Genomic DNA, 22,237 nt, shown 5'->3' with positions numbered 1-22,237 from the left:
TGAAAAGGGCGACCTTGGTCGGTCGCCTTTTTTTGAACTGAGATTTTATATCTCAGTAAAGTCTATCACCATTAGTTTGGTTGATTTTAGTGAAATATAACTTCCATCGAAAGGAAACTCCTTATGACACAGAATGTCATCGAAATGAGAGAAATTACCAAAATTTTTGGTGATTTTGTCGCAAATGATAAGATTAATCTGAATTTGCAAAAAGGCGAAATTCATGCTCTTTTGGGAGAAAACGGAGCAGGTAAGTCAACATTGATGAACATGTTGGCGGGTCTGTTAGAGCCAACGAGCGGTGAAATTGTTGTTAATGGTCAATCTGTATCTATCGATTCGCCGTCAAAATCATCACATCTTGGTATAGGAATGGTTCACCAACACTTTATGCTTGTTGAAGCATTTACTGTTGCTGAAAATATTATTTTGGGAAATGAAATCACATCAGGTGCATCACTTGATATGAAGAAGGCCCATAAAGAAATTACAGAGCTATCTGAGCAGTATGGCCTTGCTGTAAATCCGAAGGCAAAGGTTGCTGATATTTCCGTTGGAGCTCAACAACGTGTTGAAATTTTAAAAACATTGTATCGCGGTGCAGATATTCTGATTTTTGATGAACCAACAGCTGTTTTAACACCTGCAGAAATTGCTGAGTTAATGGTCATCATGAAAAATCTAACGAAAGAAGGAAAATCAATTATTTTGATTACTCATAAGTTAGATGAAATACGTGCAGTGGCTGACCGTGTAACCGTTATTCGTCGAGGTAAAAGTATTGAAACAGTCGAAGTCGGTGATGCTACTTCAGAAGATTTGGCAGAAATGATGGTTGGTCGTTCAGTATCATTTACAACAGCTAAACAACCATCTGTGCCTGGTGAAGTGGTGTTATCTATTGATCATTTGGTTGTTAATGAAAACCGTGGTGTTCCGGCTGTTAAAGACCTCTCTCTTGAAGTAAGAGCAGGTGAAGTCGTTGGAATAGCTGGTATTGATGGAAATGGTCAAAGTGAGCTAATTCAAGCCATCACTGGTCTGCGTAAAGTGAAATCTGGTCGCGTTACTATTAAAGGTCAAGATGCTACTAAAATGTCTTCTCGAAAAATCACGGAACTCAGTGTTGCCCATGTTCCTGAAGATCGTCATAGAGATGGTTTAGTATTGGACATGACCTTGGCTGAAAATGTTGCTTTGCAGACCTATTACAAGGAACCATTAAGTAAAAATGGTGTATTGAATTACAACAAAATCAATGAATATGCCAAAAAATTAATGGCTGAGTTTGATGTTCGTGGTGCTAGCGAGTTGGTTCCTGCAAGAGGTTTTTCTGGGGGAAACCAACAAAAGGCAATCATTGCTCGTGAAATTGATCGTGATCCAGATCTCCTAATTGTTAGTCAACCAACTCGAGGACTTGACGTGGGGGCTATCGAATATATTCGTAAACGTATCATTGAAGAACGTACCAATGGAAAGGCTGTCCTCGTTGTTAGTTTTGAACTTGATGAAATCCTGGACTTATCAGATAGAATTGCTGTTATTCATGACGGCAAAATCCAAGGTATTGTTGCTCCAGAAAAAACAAATAAACAAGAACTTGGGGTCTTGATGGCAGGTGGAACAGTAGCAAAGGAGGAGAGTCATGTCTAATAAAAAACAAAGCATAGCCGTTCCCATTATTTCTGTTGTTTTGGGACTTGTTTTGGGGGCTATTATCATGCTCATCTTCGGTTATGATCCTATTTGGGGATATGAAGGGTTGTTCCAAATCGCTTTTGGAAGCGTGAAAAATATTGGTGAAATTTTTAGAGCTATGGGGCCTTTAATTCTCATCGCTCTAGGATTTACTGTTGCCAGTCGAGCAGGTTTTTTCAATATCGGTCTTTCAGGTCAGGCTTATGCTGGTTGGATTGCTGCTGGTTGGTTTGCCCTATCACATCCTGAGTTACCACGTCCAGTGATGATTTTGATGACCATCATTATCGCTGTTCTTGCGGGTGGTATCGTTGGTGCAATTCCTGGTTTTTTACGTGCTTATCTTGGTACTAGTGAAGTTATTGTAACTATCATGATGAACTATATCATCTTGTTTGGAGGAAATGCGGTTATCCAACGTGGCTTCTCAAAAGATATTATGAGAACAACAGATTCATCGATTTATGTGAGTCAAAATGCGACTTATCAGTCAGACTGGTTGGGGGCTTTGACTAATAATTCACGATTAAATATTGGGATTTTCTTTGCTTTAATAGCTGTTGTTGTTATTTGGTTCTTACTCAATAAAACGATTCTAGGTTTTGAAATTCGTTCAGTAGGGCTAAATCCTCATGCAAGCGAATATGCCGGAATGTCGGCTAAACGAACTATTATCTTGTCGATGATCATTTCAGGAGCTTTAGCAGGACTTGGAGGAGTAGTTGAAGGTTTAGGGACTTTTGAGAATGTCTATGTTCAAAGTACCTCATTAGCAATTGGTTTTGATGGAATGGCTGTTAGTCTTTTAGCTTCAAATCATCCCATTGGTATCATTTTTGCGGCCTTCTTATTTGCTGTTCTTAACGTTGGTGCTCCTGGTATGAATACTGCCGGTATTCCTCCGGAACTCGTTAAGGTAGTAACAGCATCAATTATCTTCTTTGTAGGTGCTCATTACCTTATTGAACAATTTATTAAACCCAAAAAACAAGTGAAAGGTGGTAACTAATAATGAGTTTAATGACAATTTTATCCTTGTTGGTTAGTTCAATGTTGATTTACGCAACACCTCTCATTTTGACAAGTATCGGTGGAACTTTCTCTGAACGTTCTGGCGTTGTCAATGTTGGTTTGGAAGGTATCATGGTAATGGGTGCTTTCTCTGGTATTGTATTTAATTTAGGATTTGCCGATGTCTTTGGAAAAGCAACTCCTTGGGTCGCAACAATTATAGGTGGTCTAGTTGGGATTTTATTCTCATTGATTCATGCGGTTGCAACTGTTCATTTCCGAGCTGACCATATTGTTAGCGGTACGGTGCTTAATTTAATGGCTCCAGCCTTATCAGTTTTCCTTGTCAAAGTATTTTATGGTAAAGGTCAAACAGACAATATCGCACAAGCGTTCGGTAAATTTGACTTTCCAGTTTTAGCTCATTTGCCTATCATTGGAGAAATCTTTTTCAAACGAACAAGTCTTGTTGCGTATGTTGCGATCGTGATATCATTGATTTCATGGTACATTCTTTACAAAACAAAGTTTGGACTGCGTTTGCGTTCAGTAGGGGAACATCCTCAAGCAGCAGATACCTTAGGAATTAATGTATACCGAATGAAATACTACGGAGTCATGATTTCAGGCTTTCTTGGGGGAATGGGGGGAGCTGTATATGCTCAATCTATTTCGGTCAACTTCGCTGGAACAACAATTCTTGGCCCAGGTTTTATCGCTCTAGCAGCTATGATTTTTGGTAAATGGAATCCAATAGGGGCCATGTTATCAAGTCTCTTCTTTGGCGTTTCTCAAAGTTTAGCTGTTATTGGTAACCAGTTACCGTTCTTATCAAAAATTCCGACTGTTTACCTTCAAATTGCGCCATATGTTCTTACCATTATTGTTTTAGCAGCCTTCTTCGGACAAGCAGTTGGTCCGAAAGCTGGTGGTAAAAACTACATTAAGTCAAAATAAAGTAACTAAGAGAGAAAGATTTCTCTGTCAGGTTGAAGAAAAAGTCTATTTTGGAGTATTTTCTTCAACTTTTTTTATTGGAGTTTATTATCAACTGTAATGGTGGAAATGAAATGTTCTCAAAAAGAGGACTAAATCAGTATCGCGAGTGGTTTGTTTTACTGGTATTCAATTCTTACCTTTTCAATGTATTTAGGGTTCAGAGGATAGTCTACAATTTGAAGATTTTTATTTTGTCACTATTTTTAATTTGATAGTCGAGAGTAGTCAAAAACAGTATTTTTTGGTAAAATAGTAACCGTTATCATACAAGTAGTTATATGCTTTCTGTGTGATTTAACGAGCAAATAAATTGGTGTATAACGCGCTTTGTGTTATACTTAACAAGTAAAAAAATGTATTGGAGATTTTTATATGTCTAAAATTGTTGTTGTAGGTACTAACCACGCTGGTACGGCTGCCATTAAAACAATGTTGTCAAACTATGGTTCTGAAAATGAAATCGTAACCTTTGACCAAAACTCAAACATTTCTTTCCTAGGATGTGGGATGGCTTTATGGATTGGTGAACAAATTGATGGTCCTGAAGGTCTTTTCTACTCTGACAAGGAAGAACTTGAAAGTATGGGCGCAACTGTGTACATGGAATCACCTGTCACTCATATTGATTATGCTAAAAAAGAAGTGACAGCCATCGTTGATGGTAAAGAACATGTTGAATCTTATGATAAATTACTTTTAGCAACTGGTTCTCAACCAATCGTGCCACCAATCAAAGGTGTCGAAATTAAAGAAGGTTCAACTGATTTTGAAGCAACGCTTGAAAATCTTCAATTTGTTAAACTTTATCAAAATGCTGAAGACGTTATTAACCGACTTGAAAAACCTGAAATCAATCGAGTAGCAGTTGTTGGTGGTGGCTACATTGGTGTCGAACTTGCTGAGAGTTTCAAACGCAAAGGTAAAGAAGTTGTTCTTGTCGATATTGCAGAAACTGTTATGGGTGCTTACTATGACCGTGACTTTACTGCAATGATGAATCAAAACCTTGAGGAAAATGGTATTAAACTTGCCCTTGGTCAAGCTGTTCAAGCAGTTGAAGGTGATGGAAAAGTTGAACGCCTTGTAACGGATAAAGAAACATTTGACGTTGATATGGTTATCATGTGTGTTGGTTTCCGTCCTAACACAGCGCTTGGAAATGGTGAACTTGAAACTTTCCGTAACGGTGCTTGGTTGGTCAATAAAAAACAAGAAACTAGCATAAAAGACGTGTATGCTATCGGTGACTGTGCAACTATCTATGATAATGCTCGCGATGATAACAGTTATATCGCCTTAGCATCAAATGCTGTTCGTACAGGTATTGTGGCTGCTCATAATCTTGCAGGGCATGAACTTGAAGGGGTTGGTGTACAAGGTTCAAATGGTATTTCCATCTTTGGACTTAACATGGTTTCAACTGGCTTGACTGAAGAACGCGCCAAAGAAGCAGGCTTCAATGCTGCGGTGGCATCTTTCAACGATAAACAAAAACCTGAATTTATCAAACATAACAATCATGATGTAGCCATTAAGATTGTATATGATAAAGATACGCGCGTAGTTCTTGGTTGCCAAATGGTTTCACGTGAAGATATGTCAATGGGTATCCATATGTTCTCACTTGCTATCATGAAACACGTGACGATTGAAGAATTATCACTCATGGATATCTTCTTCTTGCCACACTTTAATAAACCATACAACTACATTACAATGGCTGCTCTTGGTGCAGAATAATCATCAAAAATCGAGGATTGTGATAATCTTCGATTTTTTCTTGGTTAATTTAACTTGACAAAAGATGAAATCCCTTGCATAATAAATGTAAGCAATGAAAATACATTGAAAGGGGACCTCTTTATGCAAATTATCAAACGTGATGGACAAGTTGCAGAATTTGATCCTGAGAAAATTTACCAAGCTATTGTAAAAGCAGCTCAAACGGTTTATGTCATCGATGAAACTTGGCGGTCAAATCTCGCCCAAGTGACAAAGAAAGTCGTTCTTGATTTAGAAGAAGCGCAGGTTGAGCGTCCAACGATTAATATGATTCAATCTTTGGTAGAAAATCGTCTAATGGATGCAGGCTTTATTAACATTGCAGAGCATTATATCGCTTATCGTTTACAACGTGATTTGGAGCGTAACGGCTATGACGATAGGATTATTGTACACCTTCATTTCGAGCAAATTAAATAACTATCAAAAAAAGTTGGAATGATTTCCAACTTTTTTTAATAAAGGCTTTGATACTTGGGTTTTAACCCCTGTGAAATGGCGATACGATGATCTTGTGTTATAATAATCCCTTCAATATCAGGGGTTGACTCAATTATCATCATGGCTTCAACTATTGGAAGTCCAAAGAGCTTTGTTGTCCAAATTTCGCAATCAACAGATAAGTTAGCGACGATGGTTATGCTGGCCATTTCAGTCTTAATGGGGTAACCGGTATTAGAATCAAAAATATGATGATAGGTACGGCCATTATGAACTAGTTTTCGTTCATAAATACCAGAGGTTACGACTGACTGGTTTTCAATTTTGATAATACCGAGATTCTCTCCTCGTTTTAATTCTGGATTTTGAATGCCAATATACCATTTAGCATCCGGTCTTTTTTGATTTGGACCATAAACCAAGACATTGCCTCCAAGATTAATCATAGCAGAAGTAACCCCTTGTGATTTTAGGTAATCTATAATCCGGTCTGCAATGTAGCCTTTAGCTATCGCGCCTAAATCGATCCGCATACCTTTTTTAACCAAGAATACAGTGCCTTTCTGAGGATTAATTTGGATGTGATGAGGATCAATTAAACCTAAAGCATTTTGAATGGTAGAGGGTTCTGGAACATGGGCATCAGAAAAGCCAATTCTCCAAGTATTAACGAGAGGACCGATGGCAATATTGAGATGGCTAGGTTGCGTTAAACTATGTTTTTTACCTAAAGTGATTAAATCAAGTAACTCAGGATGTAGCTTCGTAGGTTTAATACCGGCATTTAAGTTAAGAGCCATCAGCTCAGAGGTATCATCGTTGGCGCTAAATCTCTTATTATAGAGGTGTAGAAGGTCAACACAGTCATTAATAAGCTTTTCAGCATTGTCGCTATCAATAAGAAGATCAATCTTCGTTCCCATTAGTCGTATAGAGTGGGATTTTAAAGTCATGATAATTAGTTTTTCTTTTTGATGTCACCATAAGGAAAGTAGGTTCCTTCTGGCATATCATTAATGAAAACGTGAATAGCTTCTTTGGGAGCTTCTGCAACTCGAGAAACAACTTCTGTTACTTCACGTGCAAGTTGGGCTTTTTGTTCGTCAGAACGACCTTCAAATAAATCGATTTTTACAAATGGCATAAGATGTCTCCTTAAAATTATGTTATTAGCATAAATGACTAACTCAATTAAGAGCTTTGTTTGCCAATATTCTAGCATAAATATGGATCATTGTCAGATTTTTAAGGATGTTTTTTAGTATATCCTGAGTCGCCATAGCCTTTGTTTTGTGGTAAAATAGATAAGATATTGAAGGAAGAGGTCGGTATTTTTGGCACAGTTATATTATCGCTATGGCACTATGAATTCGGGGAAATCCATTGAGATTTTAAAGGTTGCCTATAACTACGAAGAGCAAGGAAAACCCATTGTTCTAATGACTAGCTCTCTTGATAATCGTGATGGATTTGGTTTCGTTTCAAGCCGTATTGGGGTGAAACGACAAGCAGAAGTGATTACTCCCGAGACTGATATATACGGCTTCATTCAAAAACAGGCTATTAAACCTTATTGTGTGCTAATTGATGAATGTCAATTTTTAACTAAAGCTAATGTGTATGATTTGGCACGAGTCGTTGATGAATTGGATATTCCAGTCATGGCTTTTGGGTTAAAAAATGATTTTCGAAATGAATTATTTGAAGGATCAAAATATTTTCTGTTATTAGCAGATAAGATTGATGAAATCAAAACTATTTGCCACTATTGTTCCAAAAAAGCCACAATGGTTTTACGGATGGAAGATGGTAAGCCTGTTTACGACGGGGATCAAATTCAAATTGGTGGAAATGAAACCTATACCTCAGTTTGTCGAAAACATTACTTTAATCCCAATTTAAATCAATAAGAAGCATAGCTATTTAACAAAGGAGAAAGAAAATCAATGAATATCTATGATCAATTACAAGCCGTTGAAGATCGATATGAAGAATTAGGCGAACTTCTCTCAGACCCAGCTGTGGTGTCTGATACCAAGCGTTTTATGGAATTGTCAAAAGAAGAGGCTAGTACACGTGACACAGTAGCTGTTTATCGGGAATATAAACAAATCATTCAAAACATTTCTGACGCAGAAGAAATGATTAAGGATGCTGCTGGGGACGCTGACTTGGAAGAAATGGCAAAAGAAGAATTAAAAGAGTCCAAGGCTTCCAAAGAAGAATATGAAGAAAAATTGAAAATCTTGCTCTTACCCAAAGATCCTAATGATGATAAAAATATCATCTTGGAAATCCGTGGTGCAGCTGGTGGTGATGAGGCAGCCCTCTTTGCTGGAGACCTATTACAGATGTACCAAAAATACGCTGAGACTCAAGGCTGGCGATTTGAAGTCATGGAGGCTTCTTATAATGGTGTTGGGGGTATCAAAGAAGTGGTTGCCATGGTTTCTGGGCAATCTGTTTACTCTAAATTAAAATACGAATCTGGTGCTCACCGTGTGCAGCGTGTGCCTGTAACCGAAAGTCAAGGACGTGTCCACACCTCAACAGCGACCGTCTTAGTTATGCCTGAAGTAGAAGAAGTGGAATACGAGATTGATCAAAAAGATCTCCGTGTTGATATTTACCACGCTTCTGGTGCTGGCGGTCAGAACGTCAATAAGGTTGCGACTGCTGTTCGTATGGTTCACATTCCAACGGGAATCAAAGTTGAAATGCAGGAAGAACGTACTCAGCAAAAAAATCGAGACAAGGCTATGAAGATTGTCCGTGCGCGTGTAGCAGACCATTTTGCTCAAATTGCCCAAGATGAGCAGGATGCTGAACGTAAGTCAACTGTTGGTACAGGTGATCGTTCAGAACGTATTCGTACCTATAACTTCCCACAAAACCGGGTGACAGACCATCGTATCGGATTGACACTCCAAAAATTAGATACTATCTTGTCAGGAAAAATGGATGAGGTAATAGACGCTTTGATTATGTATGATCAAACCCAAAAACTGGAAGCCTTAAATAACTAATGACTTATAGACAGTTGATTAATGAGCTTGGCGATATCCTTGACCAGCTTGGAGAAGAAAAAGACGCTTTGATTTTCGCCTTTAAGGAAAAGAAAGGTTGGTCTACAACAGATTTTGCCTTAAAGCAAGCTAGAGAAGTCATGCTAGAAGATCAAACACTCTTAGAGGACATTTTTGAACACTTAAAAGCACACAAACCTGTCCAACATTATCTTGGTTATGCGTACTTTAAAGAGTTGACTTTGGCAGTTTCTTCAAATGTTCTGATTCCGCGGCCAGAAACAGAAGAACTAGTGGACCTTATCCTATCTGAAAATGATTCTCAACCTTTGAGAGTGTTGGACATCGGAACAGGTAGTGGTGCCATTGCTTTAGCGCTCAAAGCCGAACGCCCTGATTGGGATGTCACGGGAGTTGATATTTCAGAAGCAGCTTTAGAGATTGCTCGATCTAATGGCAAAAAACTAGGACTCTCCATTGAATGGCTTCACTCTGACGTATTCAGTCAGGTTTCAGGAAAATTCGATATTATCGTCTCAAATCCGCCATATATTTCTGAGAAGGACAGTCATGAAGTGGGGATTAACGTTCTTTCACATGAACCGCATCAGGCTCTTTTTGCGAATGATGATGGTTATGCTATTTATCAGCAAATTATTCAAAAGGCGCCAGATTTTCTTGTTGAAACGGGACAAATATACTTTGAAATCGGTTATAAACAAGGAAAAAAAGTCAAAGAAATGTTGAAGAAAGCATTTCCCGAGCGTCAAGCATCTGTCTTAAAAGATATTTTTGGTAAAGATAGAATGGTGGTATTAGGTAAATGACGAGTATAGAAAAGCTGTCGCAACAATTGAATAAAGGAAAAGCTGTGGTTCTGCCAACAGAAACTGTTTATGGTCTTTTTGCTAAAGCTTTAGAAAAGCCATCGGTAGATTTGGTTTATGACTTAAAAAATCGTCCAAGTGACAAGGCTATGAATCTTAATGTAACTTCTTATGAAGATATTTTGAATTTTTCAAAAAATCAGCCTGTCTATCTCGAAAAATTAGTTAACCATTTCTTGCCGGGACCTCTAACCATCATTTTACAAGCTAATGAAAAAGTACCAACTTGGATTAATTCTGGACTCGATAGTGTGGGGTTTCGCTTACCTTATCATCCTGTCACACAGAAATTGATTGCAACACATGGGCCACTTATTGGGCCTTCTGCGAATAAATCCGGAGAAGAAAGTGGAAAATCTTTCAAGACTATAATGCAATCGTTCGATAACCAAGTTTTGGGATATGAAGATGATTCTTTCTTGACTGGGATGGATTCCACTATTCTTGATTTATCATCTGACAGGGCTGATATTCTAAGGCAAGGAGCTATTTCAAAAGAAGACTTACTAGCAAAAGTTCCTGAACTTAACTTTTAAAAGGAGAATGTCTATGATTCGAACTTTGACTTTGTCAGACATGCCAGCAATTTGTGAGATTAATGCTATATCATTGGGCTATCCAGTGACATTAGAATTGACACAAAAGCAATTTAAAAAAATTTCAAAGAATCCTGAACATCTTTTGATTGGTTTTGAAGACCATTTGTCGCATCAACTTGTTGGTTATGTACATGCTGAAGTTTATGAGAGTCTGTATTCTAAAGCTGGGCTAAATATTTTGGCTTTAGCTGTATTACCAGATTTTCAGGGACAAGGAATCGGCAAAACGTTAATATTGGCATTAGAAAAACAGGCTAAAGAAGCAGCTTTTTCTTTTATTCGTTTAAATTCAGCTAGTCATCGAGAAGACGCCCATGCGTTTTACCGTAAAATGGATTACAAGGGTGATAAGACCCAATTACGCTTTATTAAAGAATTGTGAGGTAATAATATGATATTTGATCAAAAGGATTTTAAGGCATACGATGCTGAGTTATGGGAGGCTATCCAAGCTGAAGCTGATCGTCAGCAAAATAATATTGAACTAATTGCTTCTGAGAACGTGGTTTCAAAAGCTGTTATGGCTGCGCAAGGATCCTTATTGACCAACAAGTATGCTGAAGGTTATCCTGGAAACCGTTATTATGGCGGAACGCAGGCGGTTGATGTGGTTGAAAATTTAGCCATTGGACGCGCTAAAGAGTTATTTGGAGCCAAGTTTGCTAATGTTCAACCCCATTCTGGAAGTCAGGCTAATGCAGCTGCCTATATGGCCTTGCTTGAATCGGGTGATACTGTTTTGGGGATGGACTTGTCAGCTGGAGGACACTTGACGCATGGTTCCCCAGTTAACTTCTCTGGTAAGACTTATCGCTTCGAAGCTTATGGACTTGATGCTGACACAGAAGAATTGGATTACGAGGCTATTTTAGAAAAGGCTAAAGCAGTAAAGCCTCAGTTAATTGTAGCAGGAGCGTCAGCCTATTCAAAGCTTATTGACTTTAAGAAATTTCGTGACATTGCTGATCAAGTTGGTGCTAAACTCATGGTTGATATGGCACATATCGCTGGTTTAGTGGCAAGTGGACTTCACGATAATCCTGTGGCTTACGCTGATGTCGTAACCTCAACAACCCATAAAACACTCCGTGGACCACGTGGTGGCTTGATTCTAACGAATGATGACGCTTTGGCTAAAAAAATTAATGCAGCTGTTTTTCCTGGACTTCAAGGGGGACCTTTAGAGCATGTTATTGCTGCGAAAGCTATTGCTTTTAAAGAAGCACTTGACCCAGCCTTCAAAGAGTATAGTCAACAGGTCATTGCTAATGCTAAAGCAATGGTGGCTGTTTTTCAAGAAGATACAGACTTTCGTGTCATCTCAGGAGGCACAGATAATCACCTCTTTTTAGTGGATGTGACAAAAGTTGTTGAAAATGGTAAAGTAGCGCAAAATCTATTGGACGACGTCAATATCACTCTTAACAAAAACGCCATTCCAAACGAACAATTATCTCCGTTTAAAACATCTGGTATTCGTATTGGAACCCCTGCCATTACCAGCCGTGGTATGAAAGAAGAAGAGGCAAGAACGATTGCTGAATTGATTATCAAAGCCCTAAAAAATACTGATAATGAGGCTGTTTTAGATGAGATTAGAAATGATGTCAAAGCATTGACAGATGCTTTTCCTCTATATGAGAAGTAGCAATCATGTTAGATTTATATTTAAAACAAATAGTTATTCATCAGTTCAGCCCCAATGACACTGAACTGGTTTTGGCGAATGCTCCCATTCAATTTACACCGCGTCTAGATGAGTATTTTCGTAAGAAAATTTCTAAAGTTTTCTCAGATGATGCTAAACGAGGACAATTTACTGAAGACCATCCTTTTTTAAACAATCTGAACGATGATTTATTAGAATCATCCATCAAAATTGCACAGCTTTGGAAGGAAGAATTTGTCATTTCTGAGGATCAAAAGACTAATGACCTTGTTTTTATTGAGTTTGATAGGGATGGTCAAGCCCATTTTGCTTTCCTAAGAATTACTCTCCGTGAGAATTTGGCACACTTGGCTGATGGAGACACACCGATTTCTTTGACGCAGAACAACCTACCAAGTGCTGCTCAGACTCCTGATGAAGCTTTGATTATCAATCGAGAAAGTTATCGTTATTATCTGATTGAAAAGCGAATTAAGCATAATGGTTCATTTGCCAATTATTTCTCAGAAAATCTCCTTCAAATTGAACCTGAACAATCGGTTAAAAAATCTATCAAAATGATGGAAAATACAGCTCAAAAGATTGCAGAACAGTTTAATAAAGATGATTTCCAATTTCAATCAAAAATGAAGGCAGCTATTCATAAAAATATTGAAGAAGAGCAGCAGCTATCACCGGAAAAATTGGCAGATCAGCTTTTTGATGATAATCTAACAGCTCGTTTAACTTTTGTTGATCGATTAAAAGAAACAGTGCCAGAACCGATTTCGGTAGCCGATATTGACCACAGTCGTCAGTCTAAGAAATTAGAGACTCAAAAATTATCTTTGTCTAACGGCATCGAACTGTTAGTACCAAATCATGTTTATCAGGATGCTGAATCGGTTGAATTCATCCAAAATCCAGATGGAACTTACTCAATCTTAATCAAAAATATTCAGGATATTATCAATAAATAATGTTTAAATTTATTAAGAGAGCGATTATAATCATTGTAGTTCTCATTCTTTCCTTTCAACTTTTTAAAATCCATCGGGACGTTTCTCATGTCCTTTCCTACCGTCCAATGATTGAGGAAATTTTGGCTGAACACGACTCGACAACAAATGAGGATTTGATTTTAGCCATGATTTATACCGAAACCAAGGGTCAAGAGGTCGATGTAATGCAGTCCAGCGAAAGTTCAACAGGGGTTGCTAATTCTATCACAGATAGTCGAGAGAGCGTTAGACAAGGCGTTACTGTCTTGTCTGAGAATTTAGAAAAGGCTTATGATTATGATACGGATGCCTGGACGGCTGTGCAGGCTTATAATTTCGGGAATTCCTATATTCATTATGTTGCCAAACATGGAGGGAAAAACTCCATCGATTTAGCCAAGAACTATTCTAAATCAATAGTAGCGCCAAGTCTTGGAAATGAATCAGGTGAAACGTATCGCTATTATAATCCTGTTGCCCTTTTTTATGGCGGCGGCGAATTGTACAAAGACGGTGGTAATATTTATTACGCTAAACAAGTTCAATTTAACTTGTTCTTGATTAAACTTATGAGTCAATTCTAGAAAGAGTATTATGTCGGCCTTATTTCATTATTTTAAAGGGTATCTTAAAGAGACCATATTGGGACCCTTATTCAAATTATTAGAAGCTTCTTTTGAATTACTAATCCCCCTCATTATCGCCCAAATTGTTGATCATATTATCCCACAAAGCAATGAAAATCATCTCCTTATGATGATTTTTCTGCTATTTGGGCTTGCTTTTGTAGGAGTAGCCGTGGCTGTCTCGGCTCAGTATTTTTCGTCAAAAGCAGCTATTGGATACACACAATCACTGTCTGATGATCTTTTTGAAAAGATTATGAGTTTACCCAAGGAGAGACGAGACAAACTTGGAACCTCTAGCTTGGTCACACGAATGATCAGTGATACTTACCAAATGCAAACAGGAATTAATCAATTTCTTCGGCTTTTTTTGAGATCACCATTTATCGTTTTTGGGGCTGTTATAATGGCGTTTATGATCAGTCCAAAGCTAACGAATTTTTTTCTAATAATGGTTGCAGCTCTATTTTTGGTGGTTTTTGTCATGAGTCGCCTGCTTAATCCTATTTATGGAAAAATCCGCCGCTCTATCGATCACCTCGTTGATCTAACGAGAGAGCAATTAGAGGGTATTCGTGTTATTAGGGCCTTTGGTAGGGTAGATAGCGAAGTGAGATCTTTTCAGGATGAAAATTTACAATACAAGCACCATCAATTATCGGCCAGTGTTTTGTCAAGCTTAGTTGGTCCTTTAACCTTTATCATCGTTAATCTAACCTTGATTGCAGTTATTTGGCAAGGAATTTTTTTGATTAATGACTCTATTTTGACTCAGGGGATGTTGGTTGCCTTGATCAATTATCTTTTACAAATTTTAACAGAATTGCTGAAACTGACCATGTTGCTTACCTCACTTAACCAGAGTTTTATCAGTGCCAAACGGGTTCAAGAAGTTTTTGATCAAGTTAGTGAACCGTTAGAAGAATCTTTTGAACCTGCCGCAATAAAAAGCCAAGGAAAAGTGTCCATCCTAGCTGAAAATCTTACCTTTACCTATCCCAATGCTGCTAAGCCTGCTTTGGAAAATATTTCCTTTACTCTGCAAAAAGGAGAATTTTTAGGGATCATCGGTGGAACAGGCTCTGGAAAATCAACTTTGGTCAACCTCCTGGCTAACCTTTATCAAGCGCAATCAGGACGATTAGTTATTTATGATAACGGGAAAACTCCCAAGCATTTAAAAGAATGGCGTGATTGGACAGCAGTTGTTCCACAAAAAGCTCAACTGTTTAAAGGAAGTATTCGCAGTAATTTAAACCTTGGTAGTAACAATCAATATACTGATGAAGATTTAAAAGAAGCTTTGAACATTGCTCAGGCCAGTGAATTTGTCGAGAACAAAGAGGGACAGTTGGATGCTGAAGTCGAACCTTTCGGTGGCAATTTTTCTGGCGGTCAACGTCAGCGCTTGACGATTGCACGTGGGCTGGTTAAGAAAGCACCGTTTCTCATTCTGGATGATTCTAGTTCAGCTTTAGATTTCCTAACGGAAAGTCGCCTTCTAGCCGCCCTCCATGAAGAACGCCGTAGAAACAATGGGCAATTAATTATGGTTTCTCAGAGGACGCGCAGTTTAACATCTGCTGATAAAATTTTGGTTTTGGATCAAGGTCACCTGATTGCCCAAGGGAAGCATGAAGAGCTGCTTGAAACTTGCCAACTCTATCGCGATATTCACTATTCTCAAGAAAATCAGGAGGCCAAATGAAAGCAAAAAACCAGCAAACAACTCGCCAACGTTTAGTCTCAGATATGCTAGAATATCACTGGCTGTTAATCATTATTTTTCTTGGTACGATTCTACAAGTTGGGCTGACGGTCTATCTGCCTGTTCTTATCGGTCAAGCAGTGGATGGGGTTATTGACTCTCAGCGTCTAAGTATTATCCCACCAATTTTGGCTCAAATGGCTTTTATTATTGTTTTAAATGCCTTAGTTCAATGGTTAAATCCCCTTTTAACCAATCGTTTGATTTTTTCTTACATTACTGACTTACGTGAAGCAGTGAGTCAGCATCTGAACCAGCTGTCTATTTCAAATATAGAGTTTTTTGGTGTCGGAGATTTAGTGAGTCGAATGACGGCTGATTCTGAGCAGCTAACTAATGGATTACTGATGGTTTTCAATCAATTTTTAGTTGGCATCTTAACCATTATTGTAACAATTTTAACCATGGCTAAACTGGATTTACTAATGGTTCTTATCGTTTTACTATTAACACCTCTATCCCTCTTAGTAGCTCGATTTATTGCCAAAAAAAGCTATACTTTTTTTCAAGAACAAACTAAAGCTCGCGGAGCACAAACTCAATTTGTCGAAGAAGCTTTTAATCAAGAAACGTTAGTTCAGGTATTTAATGCGCAGTCTCAGATGATTGATAGCTTCAAAAGTCTCAATCAACATTATGCTCAAGTTTCTCAAAAGGCTGTCTTTTATTCTTCAACTGTCAATCCAATAACTCGTTTTGTGAATGCCCTCATTTATGCCTTGCTGACAGGAGTAGGAGCTTTTCGGATCATCAATGGTAATTTTACTGTTGGACAATTAGTAACGTTTTTGAATTATGTTAACCAATATACTAAACCTTTCAATGATATTTCTTCAGTGATGTCAGAATTACAAAGTGCCTTAGCCTGTGCTGAGAGGCTTTATACCATTTTAGAGCTTCCAGTTCAAGAGGAAAATCCGAAACAATCCCTTCATGTTCAACTGGCTGGTCAAGTGAGTTTTACACATGTTGCCTTTGGCTATGAGCCAGGTAAACCCCTGATCAAAGATTTAAATTTAAAGGTTGAAGCTGGTAATCAGATTGCCATTGTTGGTCCAACAGGTGCTGGCAAATCAACCCTCATCAATCTTCTGATGCGCTTTTATGATATTGATAAGGGAGAAATTGCTATTGATGGCATTCCTATTTCTCAGGTCACACGCCAAGAATTACGTAACCAGATTGGTATGGTGCTTCAAGAAACCTGGTTAAAAACAGCTACTGTTCATGATAATATCGCCTATGGAAAACCAGACTCCTCAAGGGAAGAAGTGATTGCTGCAGCTAAGGCCGCCAATGCTCATTTCTTTATCGAACAATTGCCTAAGGGCTATGACACTTATCTGACGGATGGCGGTTCTTCTTTATCTCAAGGACAACGACAATTATTGACTATTGCTCGTGTCTTCTTGAAAGATCCTAAATTATTAATTTTAGATGAAGCAACCTCATCCATTGATACAAGGACTGAGTTGCTGGTACAGGATGCTTTTGCTAGTTTGATGGAGGGGAAAACTAGCTTTATCATTGCCCATCGTTTATCAACCATTCGCAATGCCGATGTGATTTTGGTGATGGTTCAGGGAGATATTGTCGAATACGGTAACCATGAAGCATTAATGGCTAAAAAAGGGTTCTATTATCAAATGCAGACAGCGCAAGAATAATATAAAACCAGCAATTCGGGACTTTGAATTGCTGGTTTTATGATTGTTGTTCTTGTTGCAAAACACCTTTAAACTATTTCATCATAAAATTTCTTTTTTATATCCTTGCATAAATCAAAAATGTGTTAGTAATAGAACTTTAAAAATAGAATGAGTCATGACAAATAGGAGCGTTTTTGATAAAAATATACAAAATAAACATTGAAAGCACGAGATAATATTGGTAAAAGGACCAAGGTACCTAAATTTGACCAAAAATGATTAAATGGATAAGATTCATTAGAAGTCATATGGAACTTTTTGACACCGAAAAAGCCCTAGAACCTCTGCGGGTGCGTTACCCACTACAGAAATGATAGGGCTAGAAATTCGAATTTCTTCGCTTTATTGTGACCTTATTTTACAAAGTCATTAATTTCTTTTTCGATGTTAGCAACTTTTTCGTTTGCTTCATCTAAAGTCTCACCAACAGTTGCGATATAGAATTTGATTTTTGGTTCTGTTCCTGAAGGACGGACTGCAAACCATGAATCATCTGTCAAAGTATATTTAAGAACATCTGAAGGAGGAGTTGTTAGATTCGTTGTTGTGCCATCAAGTGCAATAGCTTTTTGTTCTGAGAAATCTTCAAAGAGAGCAATATCCGTTTTATTGAACTGTTTAGGAGCATTGTCACGGAATTTAGACATAATGGCTTTAATCTGTTCAGCACCATCCTTGCCAGACAAAGTGACAGAAATGGTTTTCTCTGCAAAGTAGCCGTATTCTTTGAAAATCTCATCAATACCATCAGCGAGGGTCAAACCACGAGAGCGATAGTAGGCAGCGATTTCAGCAACCATAAGAACGGCTTGAATAGCATCCTTATCACGCACGAATGGCTTAATTAGGTAACCAAAGCTTTCTTCAAAACCAAACATATAAGTATGGTTGCCAGTTTCCTCAAACTCTTGGATTTTTTCAGCGATAAATTTGAAACCTGTCAAGACGTTAAACATGGTTGCACCGTAACTTTCGGCGATTTTAGTGACCAATTCTGTTGATACGATTGACTTAGCAAGGGCAGCATTGGCAGGAAGTGTACCAGCCGTTTTGTGAGCTTCAAGCACATACTTGGCTATTAGCGCGCCAATTTGATTTCCAGAAAGATTCCAATAAGAACCGTCAGCTTGACGCACTTCAACACCAACGCGGTCAGCATCTGGGTCTGTCGCAAGAAGAACGTCAGCATCAATGTCGCGACCTAATTCTTCAGCAAGTGCAAAGGCTGCTTGGCTTTCTGGATTTGGGGAAGCAACCGTTGAGAAATCAGGATCTACAGTTGCTTGTTTTTCGACGATTTGAACAGATTCAAAGCCAGCTTCAGCTAAGGAACGACGAGCTAGCATTTCTCCAGTTCCATGAAGTGGTGTGTAGACGATTTTCATGTCCTTACCATATTGTTCAATCAAGTCATGGTTGATATTAATGGTTTTTAACTCATCAAGGTAGAGACGATCTGTCTCTTCCCCAAGAACAGTGATAAGGCCAGAAGCCTTGCTTTCTTCTAAATCCGCTAATTCAACTGAGAAAGGATCTTCGATACCACGGATGTAGTCTGTCAGTGCAGAGGCATCTGCTGGTGGCATTTGACCGCCATCTTCGCCATAAACTTTATAGCCGTTAAATTCTTTAGGGTTGTGGCTAGCAGTTACCATGATACCAGCGATGGCATTGTAGTGGCGCACAGCAAAAGATAGCTCTGGTGTTGGACGGAGACTTTCAAAAACGTATGCCTTGATACCATGAGCCGCCAAAACCTGTGCAGACTCAAAGGCAAACTCTGGTGAAAAATGACGGGTATCGTAAGCGATAGCTACACCGCGTTTTTTAGCTTCGTCACCTTTGGATTCGACCAATTTGGCTAGGCCTTCTGTTGCTTGACGAACAACAAAGATATTTATACGATTAATACCGGCACCGATATAGCCCCGCATACCTGCTGTACCGAATTCCAAATTTGTATAGAAAGCATCTTCCTTAGTCGCTTCATCCATCCCTTCCAGTTCTTGGCGAAGGTAATCAGGAAGCTGGTCAGAAGCTAGCCATTTGTTGTAAGTGTCTTGATATGTCATAAGCAACTCCTTTTAAAGTTCTTTAAGTCGTTTGAAATTTGTTCTAAACGCTTTCAATTATACCATGTTTACAGAAAAAAAACCATGAGATTTACATGGTTCTATCTATTTTTTAAATCGTTCCAATCTAGGAACCATAACAGAAACGAGAACTGCAGAGATAATCATTTCAGCGATAGCATTTGACGAGACAATGGCGGCAAGTAGTGCCTGAATATTGCCGCCGTAGATGGTTGAGAAAAAGACAAAAATTCCTGAAAGGACGAATACGGTATTGGTTAAGGAACCGATAAGTCCTGAGAGTGCTAAACCAATTCGATTGTTGAGCCATTTATAAACGAAGAAGGGCGTAATGCCGATTAAAACACGGGGAACAAGTGCTATGATAGCAGACGCTAAATTTCCATTTTCGACAAAGGGCGAGAAGAGATAACTAGTAGGTAGTATGACGATACTATTTGTAATAAGACTCATTAATCCCATTAAAAATCCTAAACTAGCTCCAACTTTGGGGCCGTACAAGATAGCAGCGATAATGACAGGAATCTGTACAAGTGTTGGCTTGATAGGAATAGGCCAAATACTAAAAATCATATTACTTAGCAGTTGAATAATAAGCATGACTGCGAAGAAAATAGCAATCGTTGCTGTTTGGCGAGCTTTATTTGTTTTCACAGAGTGTCTCCTCAATGGTTTTTATAATAATATCGATATCAGCAAGAGCACCGCGTCCAATATCACCACAAGCAAGAACGGCTGATTTTGGTTCTATCTCACGATAACCATAAGATTTCAACCGTTCGATATTGGCTTGTGTTGCAGGATGATCATACATCTTGGTATTCATAGCAGGTGCAAACAGTTTTGGAGTGGAAGAGGGTAAGGCTAAAGCCGTTGAGGTTACCATATTATTTGCCATCCCGTTTGCTAATTGAGCAATCGTATTAGCAGAAGCCGGAGCAAGAATGAACAAATCAGCTTCCTTGCCAAGGTCAATATGGTTAATGCGATCAGCTATTTTTTCCTCCATAACATCCATATGCACAGGATTTTTAGAAAGAACTTGCAGGGTTAAAGGGGTTATAAATGCAGTGGCAGCTTCGGTCATAAGAATATGGACCTTGTATCCTAGTTTTCCCAATTGACTAGTTATATCAGCTGCTTTGTAAGCCGATATAGAACCTGAAACTGCTAATAAAATGGTTTTAGTCATCTTTGGTCACCTCTTTATAGATTAATTGAGCAATTTCCCTTTTAGTTTTAGCTTCTTGAATAGTATCATAGCCAACCAGCCAAGCTTGGTGAGTATCAGGCGTAATCTGACTCAAATCATTAGCTACGATCAAGTCTGCCCTATTTTTTCTAAGACTCTCATGCGCAACTGATACTAATTCTTCCTTAGAAACATCCACTAATAGCTTAAAACCAATCAACTGAATAGTTGGATTCCACTGTTTAACCTGCGAAATCAGTTTGGGTGTTTTTTTCAAGAATAACACCTGATAGTCAGATTTTGAAGAGATTTTGGTTTCAGTATTGTTTTTTTCTAACAATTGATCAATATTGGATGTCTGCTTCAATTCCTCTAGGTCGGTCATATAAACTGGCGTATAATCAGATACAGCCATAGCATGAATTAGCACCTGATGCTTAGGGACCAATCTTTCTAAAACCTCCTGTAAGCTAGCAACAGAAGAAATGATCTTAAGTGATAAATGAGGATGGTTATCAGGCTTTAAGGCCTGTTTGGTTGTCATCAAGGTTACTTCGTGACCTTGATTTAGGAACGTTTCGGCAATGACTTTTCCCAATCTTCCAGTTGAATGATTGGTAATGCCACGAACAGAATCGATAGCTTCAGTTGTTCCACCAGATGTAATCAAAATTTTCATAAGCATATTGTACTAAAAAAGCCTTAATTGGTAAACTTTTTGATCAGTTCGCAGATGATAATTTGTTGAGTTCTTCAATAACTTGATGTATCATAGATAAGATTAGGAATCTAGAAAAGGAGTCAAACAGTGTCCAAGTCTTTAGAATTGCTCAGCCCACTGAAGCTAAATGTTTTTGGTCTTTATGAAGATCCCAGTAAACAAACAATCCAACCTTTTGCTTGGGCAGACACTTTTTTACGTCACATTAGTCAGCAACCTGAAAGTATGATTCTACACTTTTGGCCAATGGAAAACATTGTAATTTTGGGAATGCTTGATCGACAAGTCCCCCATTTTGAAGACGGTTTACAAGCAATTAAGACTCTTGGGTATCAACCAATTATTCGAAATATTGGTGGGCTAGGGGTGATTTCAGATGATGGTGTTTTGAATTTTTCTTTGATTTTACCCAATGCCAATCAATTATCTATAAACGATGCCTACCTTCTTATGGTAGAGTTGGTTCGAGACATGTTTAGTGATTTTGAAGCGGTTATTGAACATTTTGAAGTGCCGCAATCTTATTGTCCGGGAACTTTTGATTTGAGTATTATGGGGAAAAAATTTGCAGGGATTGCTCAAAGACGAATTAAAGATGCCGTGGTTATTTCGATTTACCTCAGTGTCTATGGGGACCAGGAGTTTCGTGGTCGTTTGGTGAAATCCTTCTATGAAAGTGGGATTCAACAAGAGCAGACGACAACTAAATATCCTGATATCGATCCAGAGTGTATGGCTAATCTCTCAGAACTACTTAATACTTCATTTACGATTGAGGATATTCAAAACAGGGCTATTCAAAGTTTTGAAAAATTGGGCATGATAAAACACCATCTGCATTTAAATCAAGGCTTACTGACGACTTATGAAAAATATTTAAAGCAACATTTAAATCGTAACATAAGCCACGACAAACGCATGAAGAAACCATCGTTTTCAGATAACAGTTTCATAAAATAAGTTTGACCCCTTTGCTATACTAAAGATAGTGGAGGATTTTGTTATGAATGAGATACTAGATTTCTTGATAGAT

General features: G+C 38.3%; 22 protein-coding genes. 16 read left to right on the top strand and 6 right to left on the bottom strand.

From position 1 onward, the window contains the following. Window positions 1–123 precede the first annotated feature (123 nt). The 5 genes from ABP870_RS07955 to ABP870_RS07935 all read left to right on the top strand — a co-directional run bounded on the left by ABP870_RS07955 (window position 124) and on the right by ABP870_RS07935 (window position 5,913). A complete protein-coding gene (locus tag ABP870_RS07955; RefSeq protein WP_350014922.1) occupies window positions 124–1,656 on the top strand; it encodes an ABC transporter ATP-binding protein in 1,533 nt (510 codons plus the stop codon). Beyond that, window positions 1,649–2,710 (top strand): ABC transporter permease, encoded by a 1,062-nt coding sequence (locus tag ABP870_RS07950; protein WP_350014921.1) that lies wholly within the window; start codon window positions 1,649–1,651, stop codon window positions 2,708–2,710. Before ABP870_RS07955 ends, ABP870_RS07950 begins: the two co-directional genes overlap by 8 nt. Window positions 2,711–2,712: 2 nt before the next feature. Next, complete coding sequence (locus tag ABP870_RS07945) at window positions 2,713–3,669, top strand: ABC transporter permease (RefSeq protein WP_350014920.1); 957 nt, start codon at window positions 2,713–2,715, stop codon at window positions 3,667–3,669. Between the two features lie 414 nt (window positions 3,670–4,083). Then, complete coding sequence (gene nox / locus ABP870_RS07940) at window positions 4,084–5,451, top strand: H2O-forming NADH oxidase (RefSeq protein ID WP_350014919.1); 1,368 nt, start codon at window positions 4,084–4,086, stop codon at window positions 5,449–5,451. Window positions 5,452–5,574: 123 nt separating this feature from the next. After that, window positions 5,575–5,913 carry an ATP cone domain-containing protein gene (locus ABP870_RS07935; protein ID WP_350014918.1) on the top strand — a complete coding sequence of 113 codons (339 nt, stop codon included), beginning with the start codon at window positions 5,575–5,577 and terminating at the stop codon, window positions 5,911–5,913. A gap of 35 nt (window positions 5,914–5,948) precedes the next feature. On the opposite strand, the gene ABP870_RS07930 is transcribed toward ABP870_RS07935, so the two are convergent. Together ABP870_RS07930 and ABP870_RS07925 are read right to left on the bottom strand one after the other, a co-directional pair. Continuing rightward, window positions 5,949–6,887: an FAD:protein FMN transferase gene (locus ABP870_RS07930; protein ID WP_350014917.1), complete on the bottom strand. Its 939-nt coding sequence runs from the start codon at window positions 6,885–6,887 to the stop codon at window positions 5,949–5,951. Window positions 6,888–6,892: 5 nt separating this feature from the next. Continuing rightward, window positions 6,893–7,078, bottom strand: a complete 186-nt coding sequence (locus ABP870_RS07925; RefSeq protein ID WP_350014916.1) for a 4-oxalocrotonate tautomerase — start codon at window positions 7,076–7,078, stop codon at window positions 6,893–6,895. Between the two features lie 190 nt (window positions 7,079–7,268). Here ABP870_RS07925 and ABP870_RS07920 point away from each other — a divergent pair, with 190 nt between their 5' ends. Genes ABP870_RS07920 through ABP870_RS07875 form a run of 10 tightly spaced genes read left to right on the top strand, consistent with a single transcriptional unit; the run spans window position 7,269 to window position 17,156 of the window. Further along, on the top strand, window positions 7,269–7,844 hold the full coding sequence (locus tag ABP870_RS07920; protein WP_350014915.1) for a thymidine kinase: 576 nt from the start codon (window positions 7,269–7,271) through the stop codon (window positions 7,842–7,844). Between the two features lie 36 nt (window positions 7,845–7,880). Continuing rightward, window positions 7,881–8,960 (top strand): peptide chain release factor 1, encoded by a 1,080-nt coding sequence (prfA, locus tag ABP870_RS07915; protein WP_350014914.1) that lies wholly within the window; start codon window positions 7,881–7,883, stop codon window positions 8,958–8,960. After that, complete coding sequence (gene prmC, locus ABP870_RS07910) at window positions 8,960–9,787, top strand: peptide chain release factor N(5)-glutamine methyltransferase (RefSeq protein ID WP_350014913.1); 828 nt, start codon at window positions 8,960–8,962, stop codon at window positions 9,785–9,787. Before prfA ends, prmC begins: the two co-directional genes overlap by 1 nt. Next, complete coding sequence (locus tag ABP870_RS07905) at window positions 9,784–10,383, top strand: L-threonylcarbamoyladenylate synthase (RefSeq protein WP_350014912.1); 600 nt, start codon at window positions 9,784–9,786, stop codon at window positions 10,381–10,383. Before prmC ends, ABP870_RS07905 begins: the two co-directional genes overlap by 4 nt. A 13-nt stretch (window positions 10,384–10,396) precedes the next feature. Beyond that, window positions 10,397–10,828, top strand: a complete 432-nt coding sequence (locus ABP870_RS07900; RefSeq protein ID WP_350014911.1) for a GNAT family N-acetyltransferase — start codon at window positions 10,397–10,399, stop codon at window positions 10,826–10,828. Window positions 10,829–10,837: 9 nt separating this feature from the next. Continuing rightward, window positions 10,838–12,094, top strand: a complete 1,257-nt coding sequence (gene glyA, locus ABP870_RS07895) for a serine hydroxymethyltransferase (RefSeq protein ID WP_350014910.1) — start codon at window positions 10,838–10,840, stop codon at window positions 12,092–12,094. A 5-nt stretch (window positions 12,095–12,099) separates the two neighbouring features. Then, window positions 12,100–13,074, top strand: a complete 975-nt coding sequence (locus ABP870_RS07890) for a nucleoid-associated protein (protein WP_350014909.1) — start codon at window positions 12,100–12,102, stop codon at window positions 13,072–13,074. After that, window positions 13,074–13,679, top strand: coding sequence for a lysozyme family protein (locus ABP870_RS07885; protein ID WP_350014908.1), 606 nt, complete (start codon window positions 13,074–13,076; stop codon window positions 13,677–13,679). Before ABP870_RS07890 ends, ABP870_RS07885 begins: the two co-directional genes overlap by 1 nt. Before the next feature lie 10 nt (window positions 13,680–13,689). Continuing rightward, window positions 13,690–15,429 (top strand): ABC transporter ATP-binding protein, encoded by a 1,740-nt coding sequence (locus ABP870_RS07880; RefSeq protein ID WP_350014907.1) that lies wholly within the window; start codon window positions 13,690–13,692, stop codon window positions 15,427–15,429. Beyond that, window positions 15,426–17,156: an ABC transporter ATP-binding protein gene (locus ABP870_RS07875; protein ID WP_350014906.1), complete on the top strand. Its 1,731-nt coding sequence runs from the start codon at window positions 15,426–15,428 to the stop codon at window positions 17,154–17,156. The genes ABP870_RS07880 and ABP870_RS07875 overlap by 4 nt, the downstream gene beginning before the upstream one ends. A gap of 395 nt (window positions 17,157–17,551) precedes the next feature. Here the strand turns inward: ABP870_RS07875 and ABP870_RS07870 are convergent, their stop codons facing one another. The 4 genes from ABP870_RS07870 to ABP870_RS07855 form a co-directional block, all read right to left on the bottom strand. Beyond that, on the bottom strand, window positions 17,552–19,270 hold the full coding sequence (locus tag ABP870_RS07870; RefSeq protein WP_350014905.1) for a phospho-sugar mutase: 1,719 nt from the start codon (window positions 19,268–19,270) through the stop codon (window positions 17,552–17,554). A 105-nt stretch (window positions 19,271–19,375) separates the two neighbouring features. After that, entirely contained in the window at window positions 19,376–19,945 is a 570-nt protein-coding gene (locus ABP870_RS07865) for an ECF transporter S component (RefSeq protein WP_350014904.1), read from the bottom strand. Further along, the gene (gene coaC, locus ABP870_RS07860) at window positions 19,932–20,483 is read right to left on the bottom strand and encodes a phosphopantothenoylcysteine decarboxylase (protein WP_350014903.1); all 552 of its coding nucleotides are present in this window, start codon (window positions 20,481–20,483) and stop codon (window positions 19,932–19,934) included. Before coaC ends, ABP870_RS07865 begins: the two co-directional genes overlap by 14 nt. Continuing rightward, window positions 20,476–21,162 carry a phosphopantothenate--cysteine ligase gene (locus ABP870_RS07855; RefSeq protein WP_350014902.1) on the bottom strand — a complete coding sequence of 229 codons (687 nt, stop codon included), beginning with the start codon at window positions 21,160–21,162 and terminating at the stop codon, window positions 20,476–20,478. The genes coaC and ABP870_RS07855 overlap by 8 nt, the downstream gene beginning before the upstream one ends. Window positions 21,163–21,291: 129 nt before the next feature. On the opposite strand from ABP870_RS07855, the gene ABP870_RS07850 reads away from it, so the two are divergent. Further along, window positions 21,292–22,164 carry a lipoate--protein ligase family protein gene (locus ABP870_RS07850; RefSeq protein WP_350014901.1) on the top strand — a complete coding sequence of 291 codons (873 nt, stop codon included), beginning with the start codon at window positions 21,292–21,294 and terminating at the stop codon, window positions 22,162–22,164. The last annotated feature ends 73 nt before the right edge of the window (window positions 22,165–22,237 follow it).

It is taken from the genome of Streptococcus jiangjianxini (genome assembly GCF_040225085.1).
Taxonomy (GTDB): Bacteria; Bacillota; Bacilli; order Lactobacillales; family Streptococcaceae; genus Streptococcus; species Streptococcus jiangjianxini.
Note: the sequence above shows the minus strand (reverse complement) of the source record. Positions and strands in the feature narration are given on the sequence as shown.